General features: G+C 62.9%; 20 protein-coding genes. 15 read left to right on the forward strand and 5 right to left on the reverse strand.

From position 1 onward, the window contains the following. The first annotated feature begins 23 nt into the window (after window positions 1-23). The 3 genes from GCN75_RS20775 to GCN75_RS20785 all read left to right on the forward strand — a co-directional run bounded on the left by GCN75_RS20775 (window position 24) and on the right by GCN75_RS20785 (window position 3,952). Complete coding sequence (locus tag GCN75_RS20775; RefSeq protein ID WP_152284098.1) at window positions 24-1,925, forward strand: type IV pili methyl-accepting chemotaxis transducer N-terminal domain-containing protein; 1,902 nt, start codon at window positions 24-26, stop codon at window positions 1,923-1,925. Window positions 1,926-1,947: 22 nt separating this feature from the next. Beyond that, window positions 1,948-2,610 carry a response regulator gene (locus tag GCN75_RS20780; protein WP_071323820.1) on the forward strand — a complete coding sequence of 221 codons (663 nt, stop codon included), beginning with the start codon at window positions 1,948-1,950 and terminating at the stop codon, window positions 2,608-2,610. 130 nt (window positions 2,611-2,740) lie between these two features. After that, window positions 2,741-3,952 carry an NnrS family protein gene (locus tag GCN75_RS20785; RefSeq protein ID WP_152284099.1) on the forward strand — a complete coding sequence of 404 codons (1,212 nt, stop codon included), beginning with the start codon at window positions 2,741-2,743 and terminating at the stop codon, window positions 3,950-3,952. 6 nt (window positions 3,953-3,958) lie between these two features. Here the strand turns inward: GCN75_RS20785 and GCN75_RS29855 are convergent, their stop codons facing one another. The 4 genes from GCN75_RS29855 to GCN75_RS20800 form a co-directional block, all read right to left on the reverse strand. Next, window positions 3,959-4,084 (reverse strand): hypothetical protein, encoded by a 126-nt coding sequence (locus GCN75_RS29855; RefSeq protein WP_264372554.1) that lies wholly within the window; start codon window positions 4,082-4,084, stop codon window positions 3,959-3,961. A gap of 30 nt (window positions 4,085-4,114) precedes the next feature. Then, window positions 4,115-4,507 carry an Hpt domain-containing protein gene (locus GCN75_RS20790; RefSeq protein WP_193317586.1) on the reverse strand — a complete coding sequence of 131 codons (393 nt, stop codon included), beginning with the start codon at window positions 4,505-4,507 and terminating at the stop codon, window positions 4,115-4,117. 4 nt (window positions 4,508-4,511) lie between these two features. After that, window positions 4,512-5,135, reverse strand: a complete 624-nt coding sequence (locus GCN75_RS20795; protein ID WP_152284101.1) for a response regulator — start codon at window positions 5,133-5,135, stop codon at window positions 4,512-4,514. A gap of 83 nt (window positions 5,136-5,218) precedes the next feature. Then, window positions 5,219-5,860, reverse strand: a complete 642-nt coding sequence (locus GCN75_RS20800; protein WP_152284102.1) for a hypothetical protein — start codon at window positions 5,858-5,860, stop codon at window positions 5,219-5,221. Window positions 5,861-6,199: 339 nt separating this feature from the next. On the opposite strand from GCN75_RS20800, the gene GCN75_RS20805 reads away from it, so the two are divergent. Both GCN75_RS20805 and GCN75_RS20810 read left to right on the forward strand, forming a co-directional pair. Further along, window positions 6,200-8,650, forward strand: a complete 2,451-nt coding sequence (locus GCN75_RS20805; protein WP_152284103.1) for a membrane-bound PQQ-dependent dehydrogenase, glucose/quinate/shikimate family — start codon at window positions 6,200-6,202, stop codon at window positions 8,648-8,650. Window positions 8,651-8,818: 168 nt separating this feature from the next. Beyond that, the gene (locus GCN75_RS20810) at window positions 8,819-9,397 is read left to right on the forward strand and encodes a hypothetical protein (protein ID WP_152257330.1); all 579 of its coding nucleotides are present in this window, start codon (window positions 8,819-8,821) and stop codon (window positions 9,395-9,397) included. A 65-nt stretch (window positions 9,398-9,462) separates the two neighbouring features. On the opposite strand, the gene GCN75_RS20815 is transcribed toward GCN75_RS20810, so the two are convergent. Beyond that, entirely contained in the window at window positions 9,463-12,930 is a 3,468-nt protein-coding gene (locus GCN75_RS20815) for a DUF748 domain-containing protein (protein ID WP_226941498.1), read from the reverse strand. Window positions 12,931-13,186: 256 nt separating this feature from the next. Between GCN75_RS20815 and GCN75_RS20820 the strand changes: the two genes are divergently transcribed. From GCN75_RS20820 to dsdC, 10 genes are all read left to right on the forward strand, one after another. Continuing rightward, window positions 13,187-15,331, forward strand: coding sequence for a TonB-dependent siderophore receptor (locus tag GCN75_RS20820; RefSeq protein ID WP_152284105.1), 2,145 nt, complete (start codon window positions 13,187-13,189; stop codon window positions 15,329-15,331). Next, window positions 15,331-16,026: a hypothetical protein gene (locus GCN75_RS20825; RefSeq protein WP_405002831.1), complete on the forward strand. Its 696-nt coding sequence runs from the start codon at window positions 15,331-15,333 to the stop codon at window positions 16,024-16,026. The genes GCN75_RS20820 and GCN75_RS20825 overlap by 1 nt, the downstream gene beginning before the upstream one ends. Then, a complete protein-coding gene (locus tag GCN75_RS20830) occupies window positions 16,016-17,050 on the forward strand; it encodes a PstS family phosphate ABC transporter substrate-binding protein (protein ID WP_152284106.1) in 1,035 nt (344 codons plus the stop codon). Before GCN75_RS20825 ends, GCN75_RS20830 begins: the two co-directional genes overlap by 11 nt. Further along, window positions 17,047-18,054, forward strand: coding sequence for a PstS family phosphate ABC transporter substrate-binding protein (locus tag GCN75_RS20835; protein WP_152284107.1), 1,008 nt, complete (start codon window positions 17,047-17,049; stop codon window positions 18,052-18,054). Before GCN75_RS20830 ends, GCN75_RS20835 begins: the two co-directional genes overlap by 4 nt. 55 nt (window positions 18,055-18,109) lie before the next feature. After that, complete coding sequence (locus tag GCN75_RS20840) at window positions 18,110-18,505, forward strand: DUF2946 domain-containing protein (RefSeq protein ID WP_152284108.1); 396 nt, start codon at window positions 18,110-18,112, stop codon at window positions 18,503-18,505. Between the two features lie 88 nt (window positions 18,506-18,593). After that, a complete protein-coding gene (locus tag GCN75_RS20845) occupies window positions 18,594-20,672 on the forward strand; it encodes a TonB-dependent receptor (RefSeq protein ID WP_152284109.1) in 2,079 nt (692 codons plus the stop codon). 698 nt (window positions 20,673-21,370) lie between these two features. Continuing rightward, complete coding sequence (locus GCN75_RS20850) at window positions 21,371-21,754, forward strand: hypothetical protein (protein WP_152284110.1); 384 nt, start codon at window positions 21,371-21,373, stop codon at window positions 21,752-21,754. A 2-nt stretch (window positions 21,755-21,756) separates the two neighbouring features. Beyond that, on the forward strand, window positions 21,757-22,206 hold the full coding sequence (locus tag GCN75_RS20855) for a hypothetical protein (protein ID WP_152284111.1): 450 nt from the start codon (window positions 21,757-21,759) through the stop codon (window positions 22,204-22,206). Window positions 22,207-22,463: 257 nt separating this feature from the next. Beyond that, entirely contained in the window at window positions 22,464-23,783 is a 1,320-nt protein-coding gene (locus GCN75_RS20860; protein WP_152284112.1) for a D-serine ammonia-lyase, read from the forward strand. After that, complete coding sequence (dsdC, locus tag GCN75_RS20865; protein ID WP_152284131.1) at window positions 23,783-24,706, forward strand: DNA-binding transcriptional regulator DsdC; 924 nt, start codon at window positions 23,783-23,785, stop codon at window positions 24,704-24,706. Before GCN75_RS20860 ends, dsdC begins: the two co-directional genes overlap by 1 nt. The last annotated feature ends 4 nt before the right edge of the window (window positions 24,707-24,710 follow it).

Consider the following 24,710-nt stretch of genomic DNA (forward strand, 5'->3'; position numbering starts at 1 on the left):
AACAGGCATTTATTAGGGGCGGTATGAAATTCAAGGCGATGTTTTCCTCCTGGCAGAAGCTGTCGACCAAGATCGTCGGTGCGCTGCTGCTCATGCTCGTGCTGGCCCTGAGCGCCATCGGCTGCACCCTGTTCCTGTCGTGGCAGCTCGAGGGCAGCTCGGCCGCCATCAACGAGACGGGCCGGCTGCGCATGCAGACCTACCGTTTGACCCTGCTGATCGCCAGCGACGCGCGCGAGCAGGCGCGCCAGCAGGCGCTGCTGATCGACGAAACCCTGGCCAAGATCGGCCACGGCGACCCGCAGCGCCCTTTGTTCCTGCCGCCCAGCACGGCCATCAAGTGGGAATTCGAACGCATCGGCGCCGCCTGGCGCGGCGCCTTGCGCCCGGCCGCGCTGGCCGCCGACAGCACGGCGCGCGCGCGCCAGTTCGAGCATGACGCCGACACCTTCGTCGGCCAGGTCGACCAGCTGGTGCGCCTGATCGAGCACGATAGCGAACAGCGCACCTTCTGGCTGCGCGCCTCGCAGCTGATCCTGGTGGGCATGGCCGTCATCGGCACCGTCAGCATGATTTACCTGATGTTCATGCTCATCATCGAGCCCGTGACGCGCCTGCGCCTGGGCATGCAGCGCATGAAGGAGCGCGATTTCAGCGTGCGCCTAGCCGTGGAAAGCAATGACGAATTCGGCCAGCTGGCCAGCGGCTTCAACCAGATGGCCGACCGCCTGCAGGCGCTGTACGGCAACCTGGAGGAGGGCGTGCGCAGCAAGACGGCCACCCTGGAGTACCGCAACCGCGAACTGGCGCTGCTGTACGAAAGCGCCGCTTTTTTGCAGCGCCCGCAGCCTTTGGCCGATATCTGCGGCGGTTTCATGCAGCGCATCGTCGATTATTTCGAGGCGGACGGCTCCACCGTGCGCGTGCTCGACGCGGAGCGGGGCAACCTGCACATGGTGGTGCACCACGGCCTGTCGGAAGAACTGGTGGCGTCCGAGCACTGCCTGAAGGTGGGCGACTGCCTGTGCGGCACGGCCGTCGAGATGAAGGTGGCGAAGGTGCACGACATGCGCCGCATCGACAAGGCGCACGAGCTGCGCTGCCACCGCGAGGGCTTTGCCACCGTCTCCGTGTTCCAGATTCACGCGCACGAACAGCACATGGGCTTTTTCAACCTGCATTTCCGCCTGGCCCGCGTGTTCTCGGCGCGCGAGCTGGCCTTGCTGGAAACCCTGGGCCAGCTGCTGGGCATTGCGCTGGAAAACCTGCGCCTGGCTGAGCGCGAACGCGAAATGGCCGTCTCCGAAGAGCGCAACCTGGTGGCGCAGGGTCTGCACGACAGCATTGCGCAAAGCCTCAATTTCCTCAACCTGCAGGTGCAGATGCTGGACGACTCCGTGCGCCATGCCCGTTTCGAGGAAGTGGCGGGCATCGTGCCGGCCCTGCACGCGGGCGTGAAGGAAAGCTATGAAGACGTGCGCGAACTGCTGGCCAACTTCCGCAGCCGCCTGATGGAGGACGACCTGATCGGCTCCCTGCGCGCGGCGCTGGACAAGTTTCGCCGCCAGACGGGCATCGATGCGGAGCTGCTGGCCGACGTCGATGGCGCGCCATTCCCCCGCGAGCAGCAATTGCAGCTATTATTCATCGTGCAGGAAGCGCTGTCGAACATCCGCAAGCACGCCCAGGCCAGCCATGTCGAGGTGCGCCTGGCCGACCACCAGGATTTCACCCTGACGATCAGCGACAATGGCGTGGGCTTCGACGCCGCGGCCGTGCTGGAAAAGGGCGACAGCCATGTCGGCATCCATATCATGCGCGAGCGCGCGCAGCGCATCGAGGCCACGTTCGACGTGCACGCCTGTCCTGGCGGCGGCACCACGGTCGAACTGCACCTGTCGCGCGAGCAGCGCCGCGCCGCCTAAGCAACTACCTGAAAGTATAAAAATGGAGACTCCCGTCAAACCGATCACCGTCATGCTGGTGGACGACCACGCGCTGTTCCGCAGCGGCATACGTTCGCTGCTGCAGCGGCATACCGATTTTTCCGTCGTGGGCGAGGCGGCCGATGGCGTGGAAGGCATCAAGCGCGCCATCCAGCTGCAGCCCGACGTGGTGCTGCTGGACCTGAACATGGCCGGCATGTCGGGCGTGGAAGCGCTGCAGCTGATGCAGCACGACTGTCCCGACACGGCCATCGTCATGCTGACCGTCTCGGAAGACGCGGAAGACCTGGCGACGGCCCTGCGCGCGGGCGCCTGCGGCTACCTGATCAAGAATATCGACGCCGACTACCTGGTGCGCGCCATCCGCCGCGCGGCCGCCGGCGAAGTGGTCATCGCCGAGGCGATGACGGGCAAGCTGGTGGCGCAGCTGCAGGCGGGCACGCGGCGCGAGGAACCCGTGTCGGAACTCGACAAGCTGACGCCGCGCGAAAAGGAAATCATCGACTGCCTGTCGCGCGGCGAGAGCAACAAGGGCATCGCGCGCACCCTCGACCTGGCCGAAAGCACGGTCAAGATCCACGTGCAGAACGTGCTGAAAAAACTCAACCTCACCAGCCGCGTGCAGGCGGCTGTGTACGCGGTCGAGCACCGCCAGGGCAAGTAGCCTTCCGGGGTCTGGCCGCCGGGCCAGACCCCACAGCCATCTCCATGTATTCTTCTAGTCCTTTTTGCCGATGGTGAGATTTGTACTTTTAAAGTAGTATATTGAATATATCTTTAAAGGCGAGTCCATCATGGCCATCACTCCCATCAGCGAACCATCCACCCGGGCTGCTTCCTCCGGCGCCGCGCCCTGGCATGCCGGTCACGCCGTCTGGCAACTGGGCTTCCGCCCGTTCTACCTGCTGGCGGCCGTGTTTGCGGCCATCAGCATCCCCCTGTGGCTGGCCAGCTATACGGGCATGCTGACGGGCGGCCTGCAGGTGGGGCTGGGCTGGCATATGCACGAGATGGTGTTCGGCTTTGCGCTGGCCGTCGTCGTGGGATTCCTATACACGGCGGGGCGCAACTGGACGGGCTTGCCCACGCCGCACGGCGTCCTGCTGATGGCGCTGGCGGGCCTGTGGCTGGCGGGGCGCGTCGCCATGCTGTGCGGGCCGGGCTTCATGGCGGCGCTGGTCGAGTGGCTGTTCCTGCCGCTGGCCGCCTGGCCACTGTACAGTGTGCTGCGCCGCTCGGGCAACACGCGCAACCTGTTCCTCGTCGGCCTGCTGGCCTTGCTGGCGCTGGCCAACGGCCTGTTCCACGCGGCCGTGCTGGGCTGGCTGCCGCTGTCGCTGTTCGTGCCCGTGCAGGCGGCCATCTTCATCATCGTGCTGATCGAGTCGGTGATCGGCGCGCGCGTGATCCCCATGTTTACCCGCAATGGCGCGCCGGGCAGCACGCCCGTGGCCAGTCCGAAGCGGGCGCTGGCCGCCGTGGCCTGCATGGCGGCGGCCGCCATCGCATGGCTGGCCGGCGCGCCGGCCTGGCTGACGGCGCCGCTGGCCTGCTGCGCGGCAGGCGTGTCGCTGGCCAATTTGCTAGCCTGGCAGCCGCAGCGCACCGTGCGCGTGCCGTTGCTGTGGATCTTGCACCTGTCGTATGCGTGGATAGGCGTGGGCTTTGCGCTGCTGGCGCTGGCCAGCCTGGACCTGCTGCCGGCCAGCGCCGCATTTCACGCGCTGACGGTGGGTTCGATGGCGGGCCTGATCATCGGCATGATGACGCGCACCACCCTGGGCCACACGGGCCGTCCGCTCAAGGCGGGCAGGGCGGAAGCGGCGATGTACTGGCTGATACAGCTGGGGGCGCTGGCGCGCCTGCTGGCGGCCATCGGTCCCGCATCGCTGGTGCCGCCGTTTTTGCTGGCGGCAGGGCTGTGCTGGGCCCTGGCCTTTATCCTGTATGCGGTCGTGTACGCGCCCTATCTGTGGCGCGCCAGGGTGGACGGGCGCGAAGGCTGACGCGCCTCAGGCGCGCCACCAGAGCAGCAGTTTCTTGAGGTCGGGTAGCCAGTAGGACAGCGATTCGCCGACGATAAAGATCAGCATGCCCAGCATGAGGGCTTTCAGCAGCAGATCACGGCACCAGATCATCCCATTCCCCAAATTTGATTAGATGTAATTTTAACACTTGCTCACAGGAATTTGTTGTTCCTGTGGGGCAGGCGCCGCATACTCGGCCATGCCGCGCCGCACTTCCGCTTCCACCTGGGCCAGCAGGTGCATGGTGCCGTCGAGCCAGTCCGGCGCGGGCCGTTCCTGCTGGCGCGCCAGCTGTTCCAGCGCCGTCAGGCGCGCCACCAATGCCGTGGCACCCAGCAGCGCCACGCTGCCGCGCAAGTCATGGCTGCTGCGCAGGATGGCTTGCGGCGTGCCGCTGCGCACGGCTTGCGCCAGATGCGCGAGCATGGCGGGCGCCATATCGAGATACGTCTGGCACAGCGAGCGGAACAGCGGCAAGTCCTGGCAGGCAGCGCGCAGCAGCTGGGGCGGGTCGATGTGGCGGTAGGGCTGCATGGCCTCAGGCGGGTGCGCCGCGCCGCGCGTGGGTCGCGCAACAGGCCCGCAGGTAGCCGCGCAGTTCGTCGTAGTTGACGGGCTTGGCAAAGAAGACCACGCCCTGCGGCACGCCGCCGCGCGCATCGAGTTCTTCCGGCGACAGGCTCGACAGCATGGCGATATGCATGTCAGCCAGCAGCGGGTCGTCCAGGATGGTGCGGATGACTTCGTAACCGTCGATGCCTTCCATGATGATATCTGCCAGCAAGATGTCGGGTTGGTCGCGGGCAATTTCCATCAAGGCCTGGTAGCCATTTTCGCAAAAGCGCAGGCTCACCTGCAAGCCCCAGGACGTGATCTGTTTTTGATACAGCGCGCGTTCCATGGGATTATCCTCGATCACGAGGATGGAGGCGGGAAGCATGGCGCCCGACTGCCTGGCAGGGCGTGGCGCGCGTGCATCCTGGCTATGTTGTGCGTAGTTACTCTTGTAGGCATGCACCGCGGCAAGGGGAATGCGCCGGTGGCCGCCCTTGGTTTTCCACGCCTCGATCACGCCTGCCTCCACCAGCTGCTGCACGGAGGTGACGGAAATGCCGAGGATCTCGGCGGCTTTTTGCGTGGTACAGACGTCGGCTGCTTGCATGGGGGATCAAGGTCGCTGGGGATGAGGGCATCATACGCAGAGCCTGCCAGTAAATCAAATTAATCAAATCTGGCGAATCTGATTCAGGGCAGGCTCTCCGCGCCCCTGCGCCGCTCCGCGCGCCACTGGGGCTGCTGCAGCTGCGTGACGGCGCTCGACAGCACCTCCAGCGCCACCAGCAGGTCCGCATGTAGGGACCGCTGCGCCTCGATGTCATTGCTGAAGCTGGCATGGACGGCCGCGCCCGACAAGCGCCTGAGCGGCACCAGTCCCAGGGCCGTGCTGGCGTCGAATATCTCTTGCGCCAGCACGCGGGCCGGGGCAGTGCGGCCGCAGCGCAGCGCATGCGCGATGCCGGCCAGGCGGTCGCGCGTCTCGGCCACGAACAGGGCCAGGATTTCGCCTTGCACCACGCGGTCTTCGCCAAACAGGGCATCGAGACGCGCTTGCTCGAAGGGCGGCGTGCGCCGCTCGGGGGCGGCGGGCATGGGCGGCGGGGCGCGGTCGCCGGTGGCTGCCGGCGCCGTGGGGGCGGCACTGCGCGCCTGCAACAGTTCAAACAGGCCGGCAGCGGCCGCTTCGCCGCCGTTGCGCCGTTGCCGGCGCGGATGGCGCCACAGCAGGGCGGCCAGCAGCAACAGCAAGCCCGTCAAGGCCAGTCCCGGCCGCACGAGCGTCATGCCGTCGCTGCGGGCCAGCAGGTAGGTGTAGATGAAGGCGCTCATGGCAGCGGCTGCCAATGGCGGATGCGGCGGATGGGGGCGTGCGGCATGGTGGAACTCCTGTTCAATACGTCCGGCTGCGGTTTTCTTGCAACCTGGGAAACGTTTTTAACAAAAATCACGATTGCTTCATTTTAGATCAATATTTATTTTATTTGGGAAATTTGTTTTTTTCGGCAGGCGGCTGCGCCTGACATGTGGCCCGAAAAGCAACACGGCAAAAATATTGCGCTCTCGCGTGTGCCACGCTTTGGCAATTAGTGAAAAAATGCAATTTCCTTGATCGCCCTCAAATACGGTGCGCTGGCGCGTGCCGCCGACTGACTCTTGTAAAGGAGCATCATGACTGCCTCTGCCCGGCCTGGACCCTTGCTTACGATCACCGCAGTCATTTTCATCTTGCTGGGCCTGGCGCTTGCCGGCGGCGGCGCCTGGCTCATCAGCCTTGGCGGCTCCTGGTATTACGTCGTGGCGGGTATCGGCATGATAGTTGCCGGTGCGCTCGTGTGGAAAGGACGGCGCAGCGCCCAGCTGTTTCTTGCGCTGCTGCTGTTTGCCACCCTGATCTGGTCCGTCATCGAAGTGAAGTTCGACTGGTGGCAATTGCTGCCGCGCCTCGATATCTGGTTCGCCGCCGCCGTCTGGCTGCTGCTGCCGTTCATCGACCGCCGCCTCGATCCGCCCCTGGCCGCCGGGGCGAAACCGCGCGATGCGGGCAAGAGCGCCTTGCTTGCCGCCGTGGTGCTGACGGCCGCCGTGGGCGTGTTCTCGCTGTTCCAGGATTACTACACCCTGCACGGCGAAGTACCGGCGGAAAACATGGCTGCCGCGCCGCAAGGCGACTACGCGCCGGGCGTGGCGCCCAACGACTGGGCCGCGTACGGGCGTTCCGGCTATGGCGACCGCTACGCGCCGGCCGCGCAGATCACGCCGGCCAACGCCTCGCAGCTGAAACAGGCGTGGGTGTACAACACGGGCGACTTCAAGGGGCCGAGCGACCCGGGCGAGATCGCCAACGAAGTCACGCCGCTGAAGGTCAACGGCATGCTGTACCTGTGCACGCCCCATAACATCGTCATCGCGCTGGACCCGGACACGGGCAAGGAACTCTGGCGCCACGATCCGAAGATCAACCGCGACGCCTCCAGTTACCAGCACATGATTTGCCGCGGCGTCGCCTACTGGGACGTGAACGCGGGCCGTGCCAAGGACAATCCGCTGCCGGAAGCGACCAGCATGGAGTGTCCGCGCCGCATCTTCGCGCCCACCATGGATGCGACCCTGATCGCCGTCAATGCCGATACGGGCGAGGCGTGCAAAAGCTTTGGCGAAAATGGCGTGATCGGCCTGTACCACGGCATGGGCATGAAAAAGCGGGGCTTTTTGATGCCCACGTCGCCGCCGGCCGTGGCGCAGAACGTGGTGGTGATGGCTGCCAGTGTGACCGACAACTTTTCCACGGAAGAACCGTCGGGCGTGATCCGCGGCTACGATCCCGTCACCGGCAAGCTGATGTGGAACTGGGATGCGTCGAATCCGGACGACACGGCGCCTATCGCCGATGGCAAGACCTACACCAACAATTCGCCCAATTCCTGGGGCGTGTCCAGCGTGGATGAAAAGCTGGGCATGGTGTATATCCCGATGGGCAATGAAACCCCCGATACCTGGGGCGGCAACCGCAATCCCCATGGCGAGAAATACAATAGCGCCATCGTGGCGCTGGACTTGGCGACGGGCAAGGTGCGCTGGGTGTACCAGACCGTGCACCACGATATCTGGGACATGGATATCGGCGGCCAGCCCACCCTGGTCGATATCGACACGCCGAAAGGCAAGGTGCCCTCCGTGGTGGCCACCACCAAGCGGGGCGATATCTATGTGATCGACCGCCGCGATGGCAGCCTGGTGGTGCCGGCGCCGGAAAAACCCGTGCCGACGGCCAATGCCGCCCCCGGCGACACCCTGTCGCCCACGCAGCCGTTCTCGGCATTGACTTTCCTGCCCGAGAAAAACATCAGCGAAACGGATATGTGGGGCACGACGCCGTTCGACCAGCTGGCTTGCCGCATCATCTTCCGCCAGCACCGCTATGAAGGGCCGTTCACGCCGCAAACGGTGGCCGAAGGCAAGATCAAGGGCGCCATCATCTCGCCGGGCCCGCTGGGCATCTTCGAGTGGGGCGGGGCGGCCGTCGATCCGGGCCGGCAATTGCTGCTGGTCAACCCCGACTACATGGGCTTCCTGGAACGCCTCGTGCCGCGCGCGCAAGCCAATGCGCCGGGCGGCACGGGCACGGAAATGGGCTTGCAGCCGCAGACGGGCGTACCGTTTGCCGTGGAAATCAAGCCTTTCCTGTCGCCGCTGGGCTTCCCATGCCAGGCGCCGCCGTGGGGCTATATCGCCGCCGTCGACTTGCGCACCATGAAAAAAGTGTGGATGCACAAGAACGGCACCACGCGCGACAGCGCTCCCGTGCCCATCGCCTTGCCGCTGGGAGTGCCCAGCCTGGGCGGCATCAGCACCACGGGCGGCGGCGTGGCCTTCCTCAGCAGCACGCTCGACTACTACATCCGCGGCTACGACGTGCGCAACGGCAAGACCGTGTGGAAAGCCCGCCTGCCGGCCGGCGGCCAGGCGACGCCGATGAGCTATGTCTCCGACAAGACGGGCAAGCAATATGTGGTGGTGATGGCCGGCGGCCATGGTTCGCTGGGCACGAAGATGGGCGATAGCCTGGTGGCGTTTGCCTTGCCGGACGAGGCGGTGAAGGAGGCGGGGAAAGGGAAGTAAGCAAGTCCGGTGCGGCACTGTCAATTGACGGTGCCGCACATTGTATCGGCGAGCGTTTCTGGGATTAATTGACGCTGCAGGTTTTTATATTTGCATGTTGCTTGTGGGGATGCCATTTGTTAGACTGCAACTCGGTATTTCACTTTAAATAATGTGTGAATGATTTCAATGACAAAGAAACGGCTTTCCGCAATAACAGCAATTCTCCTTTCCTTGATCGCCTGTTCTCCCAAAGCACCTGATGCCAATACGCAGGCCGCGGCAAATAGCAGCCCTGTTGCCGATGCTGCGGAAGTCAAGCCGGAAAGTCCATGGTATTACTTCACCAACGAAGATAAAATGAGCGGCGATATGGTCTACTTTGCCAATGTGCATAGTAGTAATACTGTCGATTTTGCTTTCCCGTATAACGGTGAGCAGACTGCCAGTCTGACGCTGACGAGTGATAGCCGGCCGAAGAAGAGTGTGATGTTCTCGATCGAGAAGGGCCAGATATTGTGCCAATCCTATCAGGATTGCCTGGTACAGGTGAGATTCGACGACAGTCCGCCGGGTTATTACAAGGCCGTTGGCTCCTCTGATCAAAGCACGACAACGATCCATTTTCGCGATGGAGATAAATTTTTCAAGGAATTGCAAAAGGCAAAAAGACTGCGCATTTCAGCGGAAATGTATCAGGAAGGATCGCCTGTATTTGAATTTGATGTAGGCACATTCGATCTGAAAAAATTCTTGCCCAAGAAATAAATTCAAATAAAGTTGTTTTCTGATGAAAGGCGTTGTCCGCAAGTTTGTTGCGGACAACGCCTCTTTTATTGCGCCGCCAATCCCAGCTTCAGTCCCACCAGCTTGCCCGGTGCGGCCTGCGTTTTTTCCGGCGCGCCCGCGCTGACCCTGGCTGCCGGCGTGCCGTCCTGCTGCAATGCCGCCAGAATCGCTGCGCTGCGCTGGCTGCCCAGTTTGCTCAAGGCATCGGCAGGCAGCGGTTGCTTCGCTTCCAGCTGCTCGCGCAAGCCGTTGTAGAAGGCGCCCGTATCGGCCACTTGCGGTTCGCCTTCGATCAGCTTGCCCAGGCGCTGCCAGACAGGAATCTTGGCTGCCGCCGCAGCGGAGGCGCTGGCCGACGAGGCTGCCGCGGCCGCAGGCGCTGCCGACTCCGCCGCCTTCTTCTGTTTGTCCAGCTCGGCCTTGCCGAAGCGTTCGCCATACAGGTCGCGCAGGGCGCCCCGTACCTTGCGTTCGCCCAGGTTCAAGGGTCCCGGTTCTTCGCCCGCTTCCAGCTTGATGCCGGCCTTGGCGGCCACGGCGCGGCGCACGGCCTGGGCGCGCAGGGCGGCCGCATCCGTGTCGCTGTACTGGCCCGGCACGGCCAGCTTCAGCTGTTCGCGCTTGGCGAGGATTTGCGCCACTTGCTTGAGCTTTTCCCGTTCCGGCGGCAGCAGCACGGCGCTGCCCGCATCGAAGTCGATGGCTTCGAGCTTGTCGGCGCTGATGCCCAGCAGGTTGCCCAGCGCGCGGAATGGCGCCGTGACGATTTTCGTCAGCACATTGCCCACGGCTTTCCAGATCAGGGCGCCATAGCTGAATTGCGGGTCGTTCATGTCGCCCGACACGGGCAAGCCCAGGTCGATGCGCCCGTCGCTATCCTTGAGGATGGCCAGCGCCAGTTCCAGCGGCAGCTTCAAGGCGTCGGGGCTGTCGATGCGCTCGCCCAGGGTTAGCTTGTCGAGCACGATCTGGTTGGTGCCGTCGAGCTGGCGGTTGCGCACCTTGTATTGCAAGTCCAGCGAAATCTTGCCTTCAGCCACTTTGTAGCCGGCAAACTTCATCGTGTACGGCGAGGCGGACACCATGTCGACGTTCTTGAACACCACGTTCAAGTCCGTATTGTCCGTGGGCGCGAACGGATTCAGTTGTCCCCGCACGCGGGCCAGGCCGAACTCGTCGATGCGGCCGTCCAGCTCGATCTGGCTGCGCGCATCGCGTTTCGTCGACAGGCCCGTGACGACGCCATTCAATTCATAGATTTTGGCGGCGAACTGGGGTCGCAAGCTGAGGTCGGCAAAGTCCAGCTTGGCATTCTGCAGGCGCACGCGGCGCACCCGCACGGGGAAGGCGGCGTCGGCGGCCGGCGTGGCGGCGGCCGATGGCGCAGGGGCGGCGGCCGGCTCGGGCGCTTTCACCAGCAGGCGCTGCGCGTTCAGGCTGCGGTCGTTTTCGATGATCAGCTGGGCGTTCGGTTCCACCACGCGCAGTTCGGGAATGTCGACGAAATCGGGGCCCACGCTGGCCGTCAGCTTGTCGGCGCGCACGCTTTTCCACGAGGCAAAGCGCTTGCCATCCGTTTCATTGAGCACGAGGCCCGCGATGTCGATGCCGCCCACATAGCGCACTTTCGGCGCCTTCGGCGCGCCGCCGCCCGTCGTCAGGCGGCCGCTGCCGGAGAGCGCGCCGCCCGCCAGCTTCAGTTTCAGATGCTGCGCCAGCAAGGGCTGCACGGGCGCCAGGGTCAGCTGTTTCAAGTTCAATTGCGTATCCACGGCGCCCGTGCCCGGCACGAACTTGCCGTTGGCAGTGAGCAAGCCGCCTTCGCGCAAACCCACGCCCAGCTCGAACGGCAGCGCCTGCTGCATATCGTTGCTGACGTTTTGCAGGGACAATCTGGCATCCTGCAGATTGCCCTTGATGCCGGTGCCCGCATCGTCGAAACGGGCGCCGAACTTGCTCAGTTCTACCTTGTCTACCTTGGTGGACCAGGGCGCGGCTGGCGCATCCTTGGCCGGATCAGCCTTGCCGGACGCAAACACGGGCAGCTTTTGCGCAATCGCAAAATCGCCCTGGCGGTTGCGCGCCAGGTCGATCTGCGCGCCGCTGGCCGTCACGGCGCCCAGGTGCACGCTGCGCGCGGCCAGGTCGATCTTGCCTTCCGTAAAGCCCAATTGGGCCAGCTTGAACGGCGTTTGCGCGCCCCGCTGCATGGCCAGGTCGGCCAGGCTGAAGTTGGCGCCGTCGATCACGGTGGCCATGCCCGATGGCCCTTGCTGCAAGGCCAGTTGCAAGTTCAGCTGCAGCTGCCTGGCGCTCAGTTGCAGCGCCGGCGAGACGGTTTCATCGATGGCAGACACGTCCACGTTGGCCAGGGCCAGCTGATGCAAGTCCACTTTCCACTTGCCCGGCGTAGCCGCTGCGGCAGGTGCGGCCGCTGGCGCTGTGGGATTGCCCGTCCGCATCAGGTTGGCCACGTCGATCTCGCCCTTGGCATCGCGGCGCACGGCCACCTTGCCGCCGTACAGATTGACTTTATCCACGGTGACGCTCTGGTGCGCCAGATCCACGTTGACGCCGGCGATGCCCAGGGTGCTCAGCGCGGTAAACGGTGCACCCTTGCCATCTTGCACCAGCGCCAGGTCGCGCAAGGCCAGGCCCGCGCCCTTGACCGTGGCTTCCAGTTTGCCGTCCGCATAGGAGAAGGCGTAGGGCAGGCGCGCCGACAGCTTGCCGCTGGTCACTTGCGCGCGCGCGTAGGCTTTCAGATAGGCGGCCAGGCCGGGCAGGGAAGCGTCGTTCAGTATCAGTTCGCCTTCGCCCCGGATCGGACTGAGCGAGGCCGTGCCGCGCCAGTGCAGCTTGCCGCCGCGCGCCGCATCGGCGCTGAGGCTGTAGCTGCCGTTGGCGTCGGGCAGGGTCGAGATGTTATCGAGCGTAAAGTTGATCGGCGTGAAGTTGTCCGCATAGCCCGCCTTCTGGTCTTGCCAGTCCACTTTGCCTTGCTCCAGCGCAAAGTGGGCAATGATCAGGCGCGGCATGCCGCCGTCGCTTTTTTCCGGGTGATTGCGTTGCCAGGTGGCCAGCACTTCGGCCAGGTTGAACTTGCCGTCCGGCGTAATGGTCAGCTGCGCTTGCGGTGCCGTGATGCGGATTTCCGCCAGGCTCCAGGCGCGGCGCACGATGGATTTCCATTCCAGCTGCACGGCCAGCGCGCCGATGGACAGCAGCGGCGCGCCGCCCTTGCCATCTGCGCTGGCCGCTTCCTTCAAGGCGATCTGGTCTGCTTCCAGGCGCAAGGTGAACGGGTTGAAGCGCACGTCCGCGATGCTGGCCTGGCGCGCGAGTTCTTTCTCTGCAAATTTGGGTAACTGGTTTTTGATGACGTAGGGCACCAGCCAGAAGCCGGCCGCACTGTAGGCGGCCAGCGCGCAGCCTGTGCCCAGGGCCCAGCGCTGCCAGCGTTTCCAGCGAAATGTTTTCGTCTGCACGCTTTTGTTGTCGATTGTGTTCACGAACTTACCTTTTGATCTTGTTGGGCGGCACATCTTGCACGCCGTGACTGTCAGTATGCCTCTTTGCGGCCTCGTCTGCAAAATCCAAACGTGTTCATGTGATAACAGGCCGCCCAGCAGACTGTTTCTTTGGTGAAAACTTGCATATTCTCACCAATTATCACTTATTCATTGCGAATGATTCTCGTTACGGATATCATGCCGCGTAACTTGGAGTTTCCTTTTATTACTATTTTCTGTTGAAAGCCCGGTCTTTATGCGCGCAACTTTTCCTTCCTTGCAACTACTTCCAGTGGCAGCCGCCTTGTCACTGGCCTTCGCTTCCCACGCGGCCAGCGCCGCCAATGGGGCCAATGGCCAGGATGACCTGACGGCTGGCGATGAGAAAGTCATGCAAGCCGTGCAGGTGACGGGCGCGCGTGCGCAAGGCCTGGTGCCCACCACGACGGAGGCGGGCAGTTTCCGTGGCGCTAACATCATGGACGTGCCATCGACCGTCAACGTGATCACGCGCGAGTTGCTGGAACAGCAAGCCGTGTCTGGCCTGTACGATGCCGTGCGTAACACGGCCGGCGTGACGCGCCAGCAAAACGGCGGCGAAACCTGGGATCAATTGGTGATACGCGGCATCGCCGTGGAAAACCGCACGAATTACCGCCTGAACGGTTCCATGCCTATCATGAACTTCTCGCAAGTGCCCATGGAAAACAAGGAACGGGTGGAAGTGCTGAAGGGCGCCTCGGCCCTGTACTACGGTTTTACGTCGCCAGCCGGCGTGGTCAACTTCGTCACCAAGCGGGCCGGCAGCAAGCCCGTCACCAGCATGGGCTTGAGCCTCGATGACCGGGGCAGTGCCGTGGCCAATATCGACCTGGGCCGCCGCTTTGGCGCGGAACAGGAATTCGGCGTGCGCATCAACGCCGCTGGCGGCACCCTGGGCTCCTACCTGGATAAGGTGGGCAACGGCAACCGCAGCTTCGTGTCCGCCGCGCTGGACTGGCGCGTGACGAACAAGCTGCTGCTGAAAGCGGACCTGGAATACGACCGCCGCCGGGTGACGGAGCAGGCGGGCGTGGCCTTGCCCACGGCCGTGAAGGGCGTGATCACCTTGCCGCGCGCCGTCGATCCCCGCAAGCTGATCGGCCCGGACTGGTCGAACTTCGAAGCGCAGACGAAAAACGCGCAATTGCGCGCCGACTACGCCATCACGGATGGCTGGGCCCTGACGGTCGAGGCTGGCCACTCGGAAACGGCGCGCGACCGCCGCCTAGCGATCTTCCGCCTGAACAATGCGGCCGCCGTGGAAACGGGCGCGGGCCGCATCACGGGCAATATGCAGCACCATGTGACGGCGTCGGACTTGCTGCGCGCGGAACTGGCCGGCAATTTCAACACGGGCTTCATCGCCCATGAACTGACCCTGGGCGCCTCGCGCACGGACAAGTCGCAAGATCCTATCTACCAGAGCAACTACACGATCGCCGCGCAAAACCTGTACAACCCCGTGCCGGTGACGAATGTCGTGTTCGGTCCCAAGCCCACCACGCCCACGACGGCGGCGCTCGATACGCGCGACACGGGCCTGTATGCGCTCGACCGCATGGTCTTCAGCCCGCAATGGCAAAGCGTCATCGGCGTGCGCCGCACCAGCTATCAAAGCGACCAGGGCGCCAGCCACTACGACGTCAGCAAGACGACGCCCATGGTGTCGCTGGTCTACAAGCTGACGCCGGCCATCTCGTTCTATGCCTCGTCGGCACGGGGCCTGGAAGAGGGCGAAACGGGCCCGACGGGCACCGTCAACCAGAACGTCAAGATGGCGCCCGGCGTCAGTAAACAAAAGGAACTGGGCGCGCGCTGGCTGACGCCGGGCGGCACCCTGGTGTCGGCCGCGCTGTTCGATATCACGCGTCCCGGCTACTACACGAACAGCAGCAATGTGTTCACCTCGGATGGCGAGCAGCGCTACCGTGGCCTGGAATTGTCGACCCAGGGCAAGCTCACGCGCCAGCTGTCGTGGCAAACCTCGGCCCAGTTCCTCGACCCGAAATTCGAGCACATCAACGCCGACTACAATGGCAAGGCGCCGGAAAACGCTTCCAAGCGCACGGGCAGCGCCTTCCTCGCCTACGCGTTTGACGCCGTGCCGGGCCTGTCCGTCAATGGCGGCGCGTATTACTACAGCGCCCGTCCCGTCAACGACCTGAACCAGGCCTTCCTCGGCGGCGTGACCTTGTTCAGCGCCGGCGCCCGCTATGCGAGCACGGTGATGCAGAAATCCGTCGTCTGGCAGCTGAACGTGGAAAACGCGGCGGACAAGCGCTACTGGGCTGGCGCCGGCACGCGCCTGGCGTCCGGCGCGCCGCGCGCCATCAAGCTGAGCATGAAGGTGGATCTGTGATGCGCTTGGCCAAGACCGCGCTGGCGGCGGCCCTGCTGGCGGGAACGATGCACGTGCAGGCGGCGGAGCCTGCCTCCGGCAAGCAAGTGCTGCTGGTGGTGCGTCTGGAAGGCAAGAGCCTGCCTTTCGACCAGAAAATCAAGGAACACCTGGAATCGCGCGGCTATGCCGTCACCATGCACAGCCAGTATGCGCCCGTGGCCGGCGCGCAGGGCAAGGACCTGGTGATCCTGTCGTCCACCATCCGCGGCCGCGACTTGCTGGGCGCTTACCGCAACGTCACCGTGCCCGTGCTGACGTGGGAAAACGATTTGTATGACGACATGTCGATGACGGGCAAGCGGGCCGGCGTGGACTATGGCACGGTGGAAAAGTCGCGCTATGTGTGGCTGGTCAATGCGCCCCATGCGCTGGCGGGCGGATTGCCGGCCGGCACGGTGGATATCTATCAGAAACAAGCCACCATGAGCTGGGGCAAGCCTGGCCTGGGCGCGACGACCATTGCCACCATCTATGGCGAACCGGAAAAAGCGGCGATCTTCGGCTATGAAAAGGGCGCCACCATGGATTACGAAAGCCTGGCACCCGCGCGCCGGGTCAGCTTCTTCCTCGACAATGAAACGTTTACGAATCTGTCGCCGGCCGGCTTGCGCCTGTTCGACGCGGCCGTGGACTGGGCCAGCGATGGCAAGTAGTCCATTCTTGCCATCGCTGGCCGCATTGATGCTGGCCATGTCCGCATCTGCAACTGCGGCGGCCGCAGCCACGCTCGATCCCGCCTTGCCCGCCTACGTGCCGCAGGCCGTCAAGGTGCCGGCCGCGGCTGGCTACCTGGACCGCAAGACGGGCGCGGCCATGATAGGCGGCGCCGAGCACGTGGCCACCGTCGTCGGCCAATGGAATGCCTTGTTTGCGGCCAGCCATCCGGGCATCGTCCTCGGTTTCGAGGGCAAGGGCACGAGCAGCGCCGTGCCGCTATTGATGCACGACAAGGTGCTGTTCGGCGCCATGGGCCGCGCCATCAATGCCATTGAACTGGTGCCGTACCGGAAGATCGTGGGGCGCGACGCGCTGGAAATCCGCATCGCGCACACGGCGTCCACGCCGGACGGCAGCTTGGCCACGTCCCTGGCCGTGTACGTGAACCGGGCCAATCCCCTGACGCAGCTGACGGCGGGGCAAGTGTCGCAAATTCTATCTGTCGGCAATCCCGGCGGCGATGTCAGCCGCTGGGGACAGCTGGGCTTGAGCGGCGAATGGCGCGAGCGCGCGATCCACCCGTACGGCACGGCTGCCTGGACGGGCTTTGGCGACTACTTGCAGCGCGAACATTTCCAGGGCCGCGCGCTGACACCCAATCACGAAGAGCTGGGCAACACGGCCGCCATCACGGGCCGCATCGCGCAAGACCCGGCCGGCATCGGCGTGGCCGCGCTCGGCGTGCGGCACCCGCAACTGCGCCAGCTGGCCATCGTGGGCGCGGACGGCCAGCCGGCGACGGGCACGGACGAGGAAGTGGTATCCGGCCGCTATCCGTACGGCCGCTACGTGTACTTGTATGTGCGCCGCTTGCCGGGCCAGGCCGTCGATCCGCTGGCAAAGGAATACCTGCGCCTGGTGCTGTCGCGCGAAGGACAGGCGATCATCGCCGCGCAGCCGGGCGGCTACCTGCCCCTGACGGCCGCGCAAGCCAGGGCTGAACTGGAGAAACTCGAATGACGCTGTTGAACAAGACCGCGCTGGCCGCTTGCTGCGTGCTGGCGGCCGCCGCGCAGGCCGCGCCCCTGGCCGTTGATCCGGCGCAAACCTATGTGAACCGTGACGGCACGGTGGCCATCGTCGGCAACGATGGCCTGGAAGAAGTGATTACGCAGTTGAACGCGCTGTTTACGCGCCAGCATCCGCAGGTGCGCTTCAGCTTGCGCATGGAAGGTTCGTCGGCCGGCATGCCCGCGCTGACGGCGGGCGCCACGGCATTCGCGCCGCTGACGCGCGACATGTGGCCGGGCGACCAGGCTGCCTTCCGGCAAGTCTTTGGCTACGACGCCACGCCCGTGCGCATCGGCTACAACGGCCACGGTCCCCGTGCGCCGGCCAAGACGCCGCCCGCCGTGTACGTGCACCGCGACAACCCGTTGGCGGGCTTGACGATGGAGCAGCTGGGCCAGGTATTCACGGCAGGCGCACCGAGAGGCGACGTCAACCTGTGGTCGCAGCTGGGCGCGACAGGGGACTGGGCGCCGCGCCGCATCCACGCCTACGGCTTGCGCGACGATGGCGGCTTCGCCACGGGCTTGCGCCATGCGCGTTTCGGCAAGCGTCCGTTTGCCGCCAGGTACGAAGCGCTGGCCTCGCGCGAAGCCGTGATCCGCGCCGTGGCCGCCGACCGCTACGGCATTGCCGTGCTGGGCTGGGTCAATGCGGCACCCATTTCGGACCAGGTGCGCGTGCTGCCGCTGGCGGCGGCCCAGGGCGCGCCATATTACGGTCCCGACAAGGCGACCGTGCGCGCAGGCAACTACCCGCTGACCATGCCCGTGCAGCTGTACGTGAACCGCGCGCCGGGCAAGGGGCTCGATCCGCTGGTGAAAGCGTACCTGCAACTGGCCCTGTCGCCGCAGGGACAAGCGATCATTCTGGCCCAGCAGGATAGCGAAGAAGGCTACTTGCCGCTCAGCGAACAGGATTTGCAGGCCGAGCTCAAGAAACTGGACGCCTTGTAAAGTTTCTTTGACCGCATGGCTGGCTGCAGGGCAGGGCGGCCGCTATAATGCCGCCATGTTTATTCGCCAAGGCCGCGCCGTCGTCGTCCTGTGGATCGCGTGCCTCGCCATCCTCATGGCTGCGCTCGCCCCCACCCTGTCGCGCGCGTTCACGGTCGCCAGCGGCCAGGCCGTGCCCAGCTTCGAGATCTGTTCCGTGGCGGGCGGCATGAACATGCTGCCCGTGAAGTTGTCCACGGATGCGTCCGATCCCGCCAAGGGCGGCATGCGCATGGGCGATTGCCCGTGCTGCAGCATGCATGCGGCCACCCTCGATATTGCGCCCACGACCCTCGTGCTGGCTTCCGGCGAGCTGATCACCGGCTTGCTGCCCCTGCTGTTCTACCAGTCCGCCACGCCCCTGTTTGCCTGGACGCCCGTCCAGCCCCGCGGACCGCCTGCCGCTTTCTGACCTGTCCATTCCCTGAACTGCCTTGCGTCGCACCCGTCGTGCGCTGGCGGCCGTTCGTCTTGCCCATACAGAATCTGAAAGCAGCACCATGAAACATATCTCCTTATTGATGTCCCTCGCCATCGCCATGCCCGCCGTAGCCCAAACGCGCAGCGAAGATGTCCTGCCCGAAATGAAAGTCATCGTCACGGCCATAGGCGACGGCTACCGTCCCGCCGCCGACACGGCGCTGATGCTGTCGAGCACGCCCGGCTACAGCGTGGCGGCCGGCGGCGGCGTGTCCGGTTTGCCAGTGGTCAATGGCTTTGCGGATGACCGCATCAAGATCCGCATCGATGGCATGGAACTGACGTCGGCCTGCGCCAATCACATGAATGCGCCCCTGTCGTACATCGACCCGCAACAGGTGCAGCGCATCCGCCTGATCGCGGGCGTGACACCCGTCAGCGCGGGCGGCGACAGCATCGCCGGCACCATCGAAGTGCAATCCAACGCGCCCGTGTTCGCCCAGTCCGGCGCGGGGCTGCTGACGCAAGGCAGCATTGCCGTGTCGGGACGCAGCGTCAACAACAGCGTGGCGACCAGCGTGAACGCGTCGGCCGCCAGCGCCATGTTCAGCATCGGCTACAGCGGCGCCTACACGCGGGGGCACAGCTATGAAGATGGCCACGGCAACAAGGTGCTGGGCAGCATGTTTGAGAGCATCAACCAGGCCATCGTGCTGGCGGCAAAAGGCCAGGGCCAGCAGCTGACCTTACGCGCGGGCGTGCAGTACATCCCGTACCAGGGCTTTCCCAACCAGTACATGGACATGACGGACAACCACGGCCAGTTCGCCAATCTCGCTTACCGGGGCGAGTTTGGCTGGGGTGTGCTCGACGCGCGTGCCTACTGGCAGCAGACGGACCATGAAATGGGCTTTTTCAGCAGCGAGCGCACGGGCACGATGCCGATGCTCACGCACGGGCGCAATACGGGCTATGCGCTGATGGCCAGCCTGCCGATGGCTGCGGGCGAGTTGCGCCTGGGCCAGGAATGGCACGGCTTCCACCTCGACGATTACTGGCCGGCCGTGCCCGGTTCCATGATGATGGGGCCGCGCACCTATCTGAACATCAATGACGGCAAGCGTGACCGCACCGTGCTGTTTGGTGAACTGGAAACGCGCCACGATGCGCGCTGGACCAGCGTGCTGGGCTTGCGTGGCGAATCCGTGCGCATGGACACGGGCGCCGTGCAATCGTACGGTACCAACATGATGAACATGGCCGATTCCATGGCGGCCGCCGCCTTCAATGCGCGCAGCCGCAGCCGGCGCGACACGAATATCGACGCCTCGGCGCAAGCCACTTTCACGCCGGACACTGCCAGCAGCTATGAATTCGCACTGGCGCGCAAGGTGCGTTCGCCCAACCTGTATGAGCGCTACTCGTGGGGCCGCGGCTCGATGGCCATGACGATGACCAACTGGTTTGGCGACGGCAACGGCTATGTGGGCGATATCGACCTCAAGCCCGAGACGGCTTACACGGCGGCATTGACGGCCGACTGGCATGGCGGCGGCGAGGAGGGCTGGTTCCTGCGCGTCAACCCCTACTACAGCAAGGTCGACAATTACATCGATGCCGATGTGCTGGCGTCTTTCCATCCGTACATGAAGATGGGCGCCAACGGCAACTTGCTGCGTTTTGCCAACCATGACGCCAGGTTGTACGGCGTGAACCTGGCGTGGCAGCTGCCGCTGGCGCGCAGCAGCCAGTGGGGCAGCTTGATTGCCAGCGGCAATGCGGCCTACACGCGGGGCAAGCGCAGCGATGGCGGCGACCTGTACCGCATGATGCCGCTCAACGCCGTGCTGGCCCTCGAACACAAGCTGGGCGCCTGGAGCAGCCGCATCGAAACGAAGATCGTTGCCCGCAAGGACAAGGTCGATGCGCGCCGTCTGGAACCGGAGACGGGCGGCTACGCGCTCGTCAACCTGCGCAGCAGCGTCGCGCTGGGCAAGATGGCCAGCCTGAGCGCGGGCGTCAGCAACCTGTTCAACCGCGCGTATGCGGACCCGCTGGGCGGCGTCTACCTGTCGGGCCTGAAGGCGAACGGCGGCGCGCTGCAGGCGCTGCCGGCCGAGGGCAGGTCGATTGATGTGGGGCTGCAGCTGAAGTTTTAAGAAAAGCCGCGCCTTCTAGCCTGCAAGGAAGAGGGTGCGTGCGGTTTGTGAGTGAAATTTTTTCACGTGTTCGGGGATTCGCCAAGTACTTACTGTCAAGTCCCTTGGTGCGCATGTTGTTTAAGAATAAGCTCAGCAGTTTTGACGTCTATACGCACGGCAAGATTGTGCTTGTGACGGGCGTGTTTTCTGCGTCGTTTAAAATCGACAATTGACAACCGATATTTTTCTTCACACGCTTTTCGGATGACCGTAAGTACTAGTCCAGTTTGAATGATGCTCTGGCGTGGTATCTGATCTTTAGATTCCACGCGAGCCGAACTTAAGTAGTTAGAAGCAATTGTCCACGCTAATGTGACAATGTGAGAGTTTTTCTTCTCGGAAATTCGTTATGCTAGAGGGGCACCGCAACTACGCAGTGGAAATATTGTTCGAAGAATATTCGTGATGATTAAGAACGGCAATTCATCATTCTTTATGTTGCCCACAATGAACTTCCTGTACTGATGTCTTTGTCAGAAGACCCTTGTGTGGGTGGAAATATCTGATGCATGCGATATATTTGCCAGCCGTCGTGAAAATTTTTATGATAGTGATAATCTTTATTGAACCAAAAAATGGTTTTTGTTCGGAAGATTGCATATGGTATATGGCATATATCTACCAGTTGAATGAGGAATAACAAGAGAGGATTTTATATGAAATTGAGAATTTTCAGTATTGCCCCGTTAGCTTTAGTGTTTGTGTTGTCAAATTCAATGGCGGCAGAGAGTAAAGTGGATAAAGCTGTATCTGTGGTGAAAGAACTTTGTTTGACCGGAACTCAGTTCGATCTCAAAGTGGATGTTAATGGAAACTTATCATTAAAGAAGATAACTCCTGGAGTTAATGCCGTGGCTTCAGTTAATGTCCGTAACAGTTCTGGAGCCGCAGCAATATTTGATGATGAGGTACGTCGAATTGCCGATGAAGATATTCGATCTTGCATAAAACCATACATTTCTCAAATAATTAACTCAATTCTTGAGGAAGGTAAATATTCAAAGCGTGAAGCTGAATCTCAAAAAAAAAGCAAAAAATAGAATTGAGTAGTAAAATTAACGATGCAATTGAAGAGGTGATAAGGCAAATTCTTGCTGCGAAATCGGAAGCAAATAAAATAAAAATAAAACCAAATTTAATGAATATTGAAGAGTCTATTGAAACCTTTGAGAAGTTTGGCGAGGAGGATTCAATATTCATAACGACCATAAATATTCCGTTAATTCACAGGTATATTCGCGATTATGGGACAAAGGAAACAAAAGAGGAATTCCGCATAAAAATTAACAATCTTTATGAAAAAAAGAAGGATTTTGATGGGTTCATGCATAAGCTAATTGAGGGTTTTGGTGATGACGGAAAATTGATGGATGTTGATAAGATAAATGAAATTTATGAAATTTTCTTGATGAAAATAAACTCAAAAAATCAGGCTCGATCAGATTTCCATACTTTTTTGGCAAATTTGAAAATATCTAATTTCAAGGTTTGAATGTGAAGGCTTGGTGGAGTAATTGCGGATGTGCATATGGGTGAGCTGAAAGTCATAACCTAATCTTTCATTGCTAAATATTTGATAAAATTTTTTCATATTCTCTTCGCTCCACTGTGGGATAGATATTTTAGGTGGTATAGGATCAATAGGTTGGCTTACACATGATGCCCCGTCACCCATAGCCTGACCAACCATCCTTTGCCAGCGGCGCCCGGATGCGGTCTAATCATGGTTTGTTCCTTCACGAGCTAGCCATGTTGCCCACACCCGCCATCGCCGCCTTGCGCGAGCAATTTCCCCTGATTACAGAATTGATGGCCTTGCAGCCCTTGAGCTGGTTCAACCCCCGCATCGCGCCGGCCGCCGAAGGCTTGGACGATGTGGGCTTGACGGCCCACGATGTGGCGCAGGCCAGCGCGCGCCTGGCGCGTTTCGCGCCCTACCTGGCCAAGGCTTTTCCGCAAACGCAGGCCAGCGGCGGCATCATCGAGTCGCCCGTCGTGCCGCTGCCCGCCATGCAGGCCGCCTTGGGCATGACGATCGGGCAGCTGTGGCTCAAGCAGGATAGCCATTTGCCCATTTCCGGCTCGATCAAGGCGCGCGGCGGCATCTATGAAGTGCTGAAACATGCGGAAATGCTGGCGCTCGATGCGGGCCTGCTGAAAGAGGGCGACGATTACAGCGTGCTGGCCAGCGACGCCGTGCGGGCGTTCTTCGGCCAGTATGCGATCGCCGTCGGCTCCACGGGCAACCTGGGCCTGTCGATCGGCATCATGAGCGCGCGCCTGGGCTTTCGCGCCACCGTGCACATGTCGGCTGACGCGCGCCAGTGGAAAAAGGATAAATTGCGCGCGCATGGCGTCACGGTGGTGGAATATGCGACCGACTACAGCGTGGCCGTGGAAGCGGGGCGCAAGCAGGCGGAGGGCGACCCCGCCTGCCACTTCGTCGACGATGAAAACTCGCACGACCTGTTTCTCGGCTACGCGGTGGCGGGCCAGCGTCTGAAGCAACAGTTCGAAGCGGCGGGCGTCGCCGTCGATGCGGATCACCCCCTGTTCGTGTACTTGCCCTGCGGCGTGGGCGGCGGCCCCGGCGGCGTGGCCTTCGGCCTGAAGCTGGCGTTTGGCGATTGCGTCCACTGCGTGTTCGTCGAACCGACCCATTCGCCATGCATGCTGCTGGGCGTGCATACGGGCTTGCACGAGCAGATCAGCGTGCAGGAGATCGGCATCGACAATGTCACGGCCGCCGATGGCCTGGCCGTGGGACGCCCGTCCGGTTTCGTGGGGCGCGCCATGCAGCGGCTGATCGACGGCTACGCCACCGTCACGGATGAAGAACTGTACCGCTTGCTGGCGACGCTTGAACAAACGCAAGGCTTGCGCCTGGAGCCGTCGGCCGTGGCCGGTTTCGCAGGCATTCCTCCCGTGCTGGCCGCACCGCAATACCAGGCGAATCTGCCGCGGGCCACGCACCTGGTGTGGGGCACGGGCGGCAGCATGGTGCCGCAGGAGGAAATGGCCGCCTACGTGGCGCGGGGGCGCGCCCTGCTGGCTGCCGGAGCCGCGTGATGCCATCCGGCGTGCCCATGGTGGCCAGGCTTACGGCCAGCCAGTTCGCTAACTTGCACACGTTTCTCGTGGCGGCGCGTCATTCCAGTTTCGCGCTGGCCGCGCAGGAACTGGCGCTCACGCCCAGCGCCGTCAGCCACCGCATCGCGCGCCTGGAGGACAGCCTGGGCATGCGGCTGTTCGAGCGCCTGACGCGGCAAGTCAGACTGACACCCGATGGCGAACGCATCTTCGCCGCCCTGCAAACGGGCTGGGACGGCTTGCACGCGGCCATTGCGGGCGGCGACGCGCTGGCGGGCAGCATCACCGTGCATGCGCGTCCGTCCATCGCCCAGTGCTGGCTGGTGCCGCGCCTGGCCGGGTTGGCGGCGCAGTATCCGGACTTGTCGATTGACTTGCGTGTGGGCAATGACAGCGTGGACTTTCGCGCCGGCCAGGTGGACCTGGCGCTGCATTACGGCGACGGCAGCTTTCCCGGCCTGGCAGCGCGCAAGCTGATGGACGAATGGCTGGCGCCCGTCTGCAGTCCGGATTATGCGCGCGAACATGGCTTGCTGGATGCGCCGCACAATTTGTCAGGCGCGACGGTCCTGCACGACACCCTGGCCTGGCCCGCCTGCGCGCCCGATGCCGAGTGGCGGCTGTGGCTGGAATCGCAGGCGCCGGAGGTGAACCTGCCCGCGCGCAGCCTGCGTTTCGACCGCGCCGACCTGTGCGCGCAGGCGGCCATCCACCACGCGGGCGTGGCCATGGGCCGGCGCCGGCTGGTGCAGCCGTGGCTGGACAGCGGCCAGCTGGTCTTGCCGTTCGGCGGCTTCGACCTGGCCAGCCCGCAGGCGTATTACCTCGTGCACGGCGCGCGCGCCGCGCTGCCGGCCAGAGTGCAGGCGCTGCTGGACTGGCTGCTGGGGCAGGCAATTTGATACA

This window comes from Janthinobacterium violaceinigrum, from assembly GCF_009208555.1.
Lineage (GTDB): Bacteria > Pseudomonadota > Gammaproteobacteria > Burkholderiales > Burkholderiaceae_D > Janthinobacterium > Janthinobacterium violaceinigrum.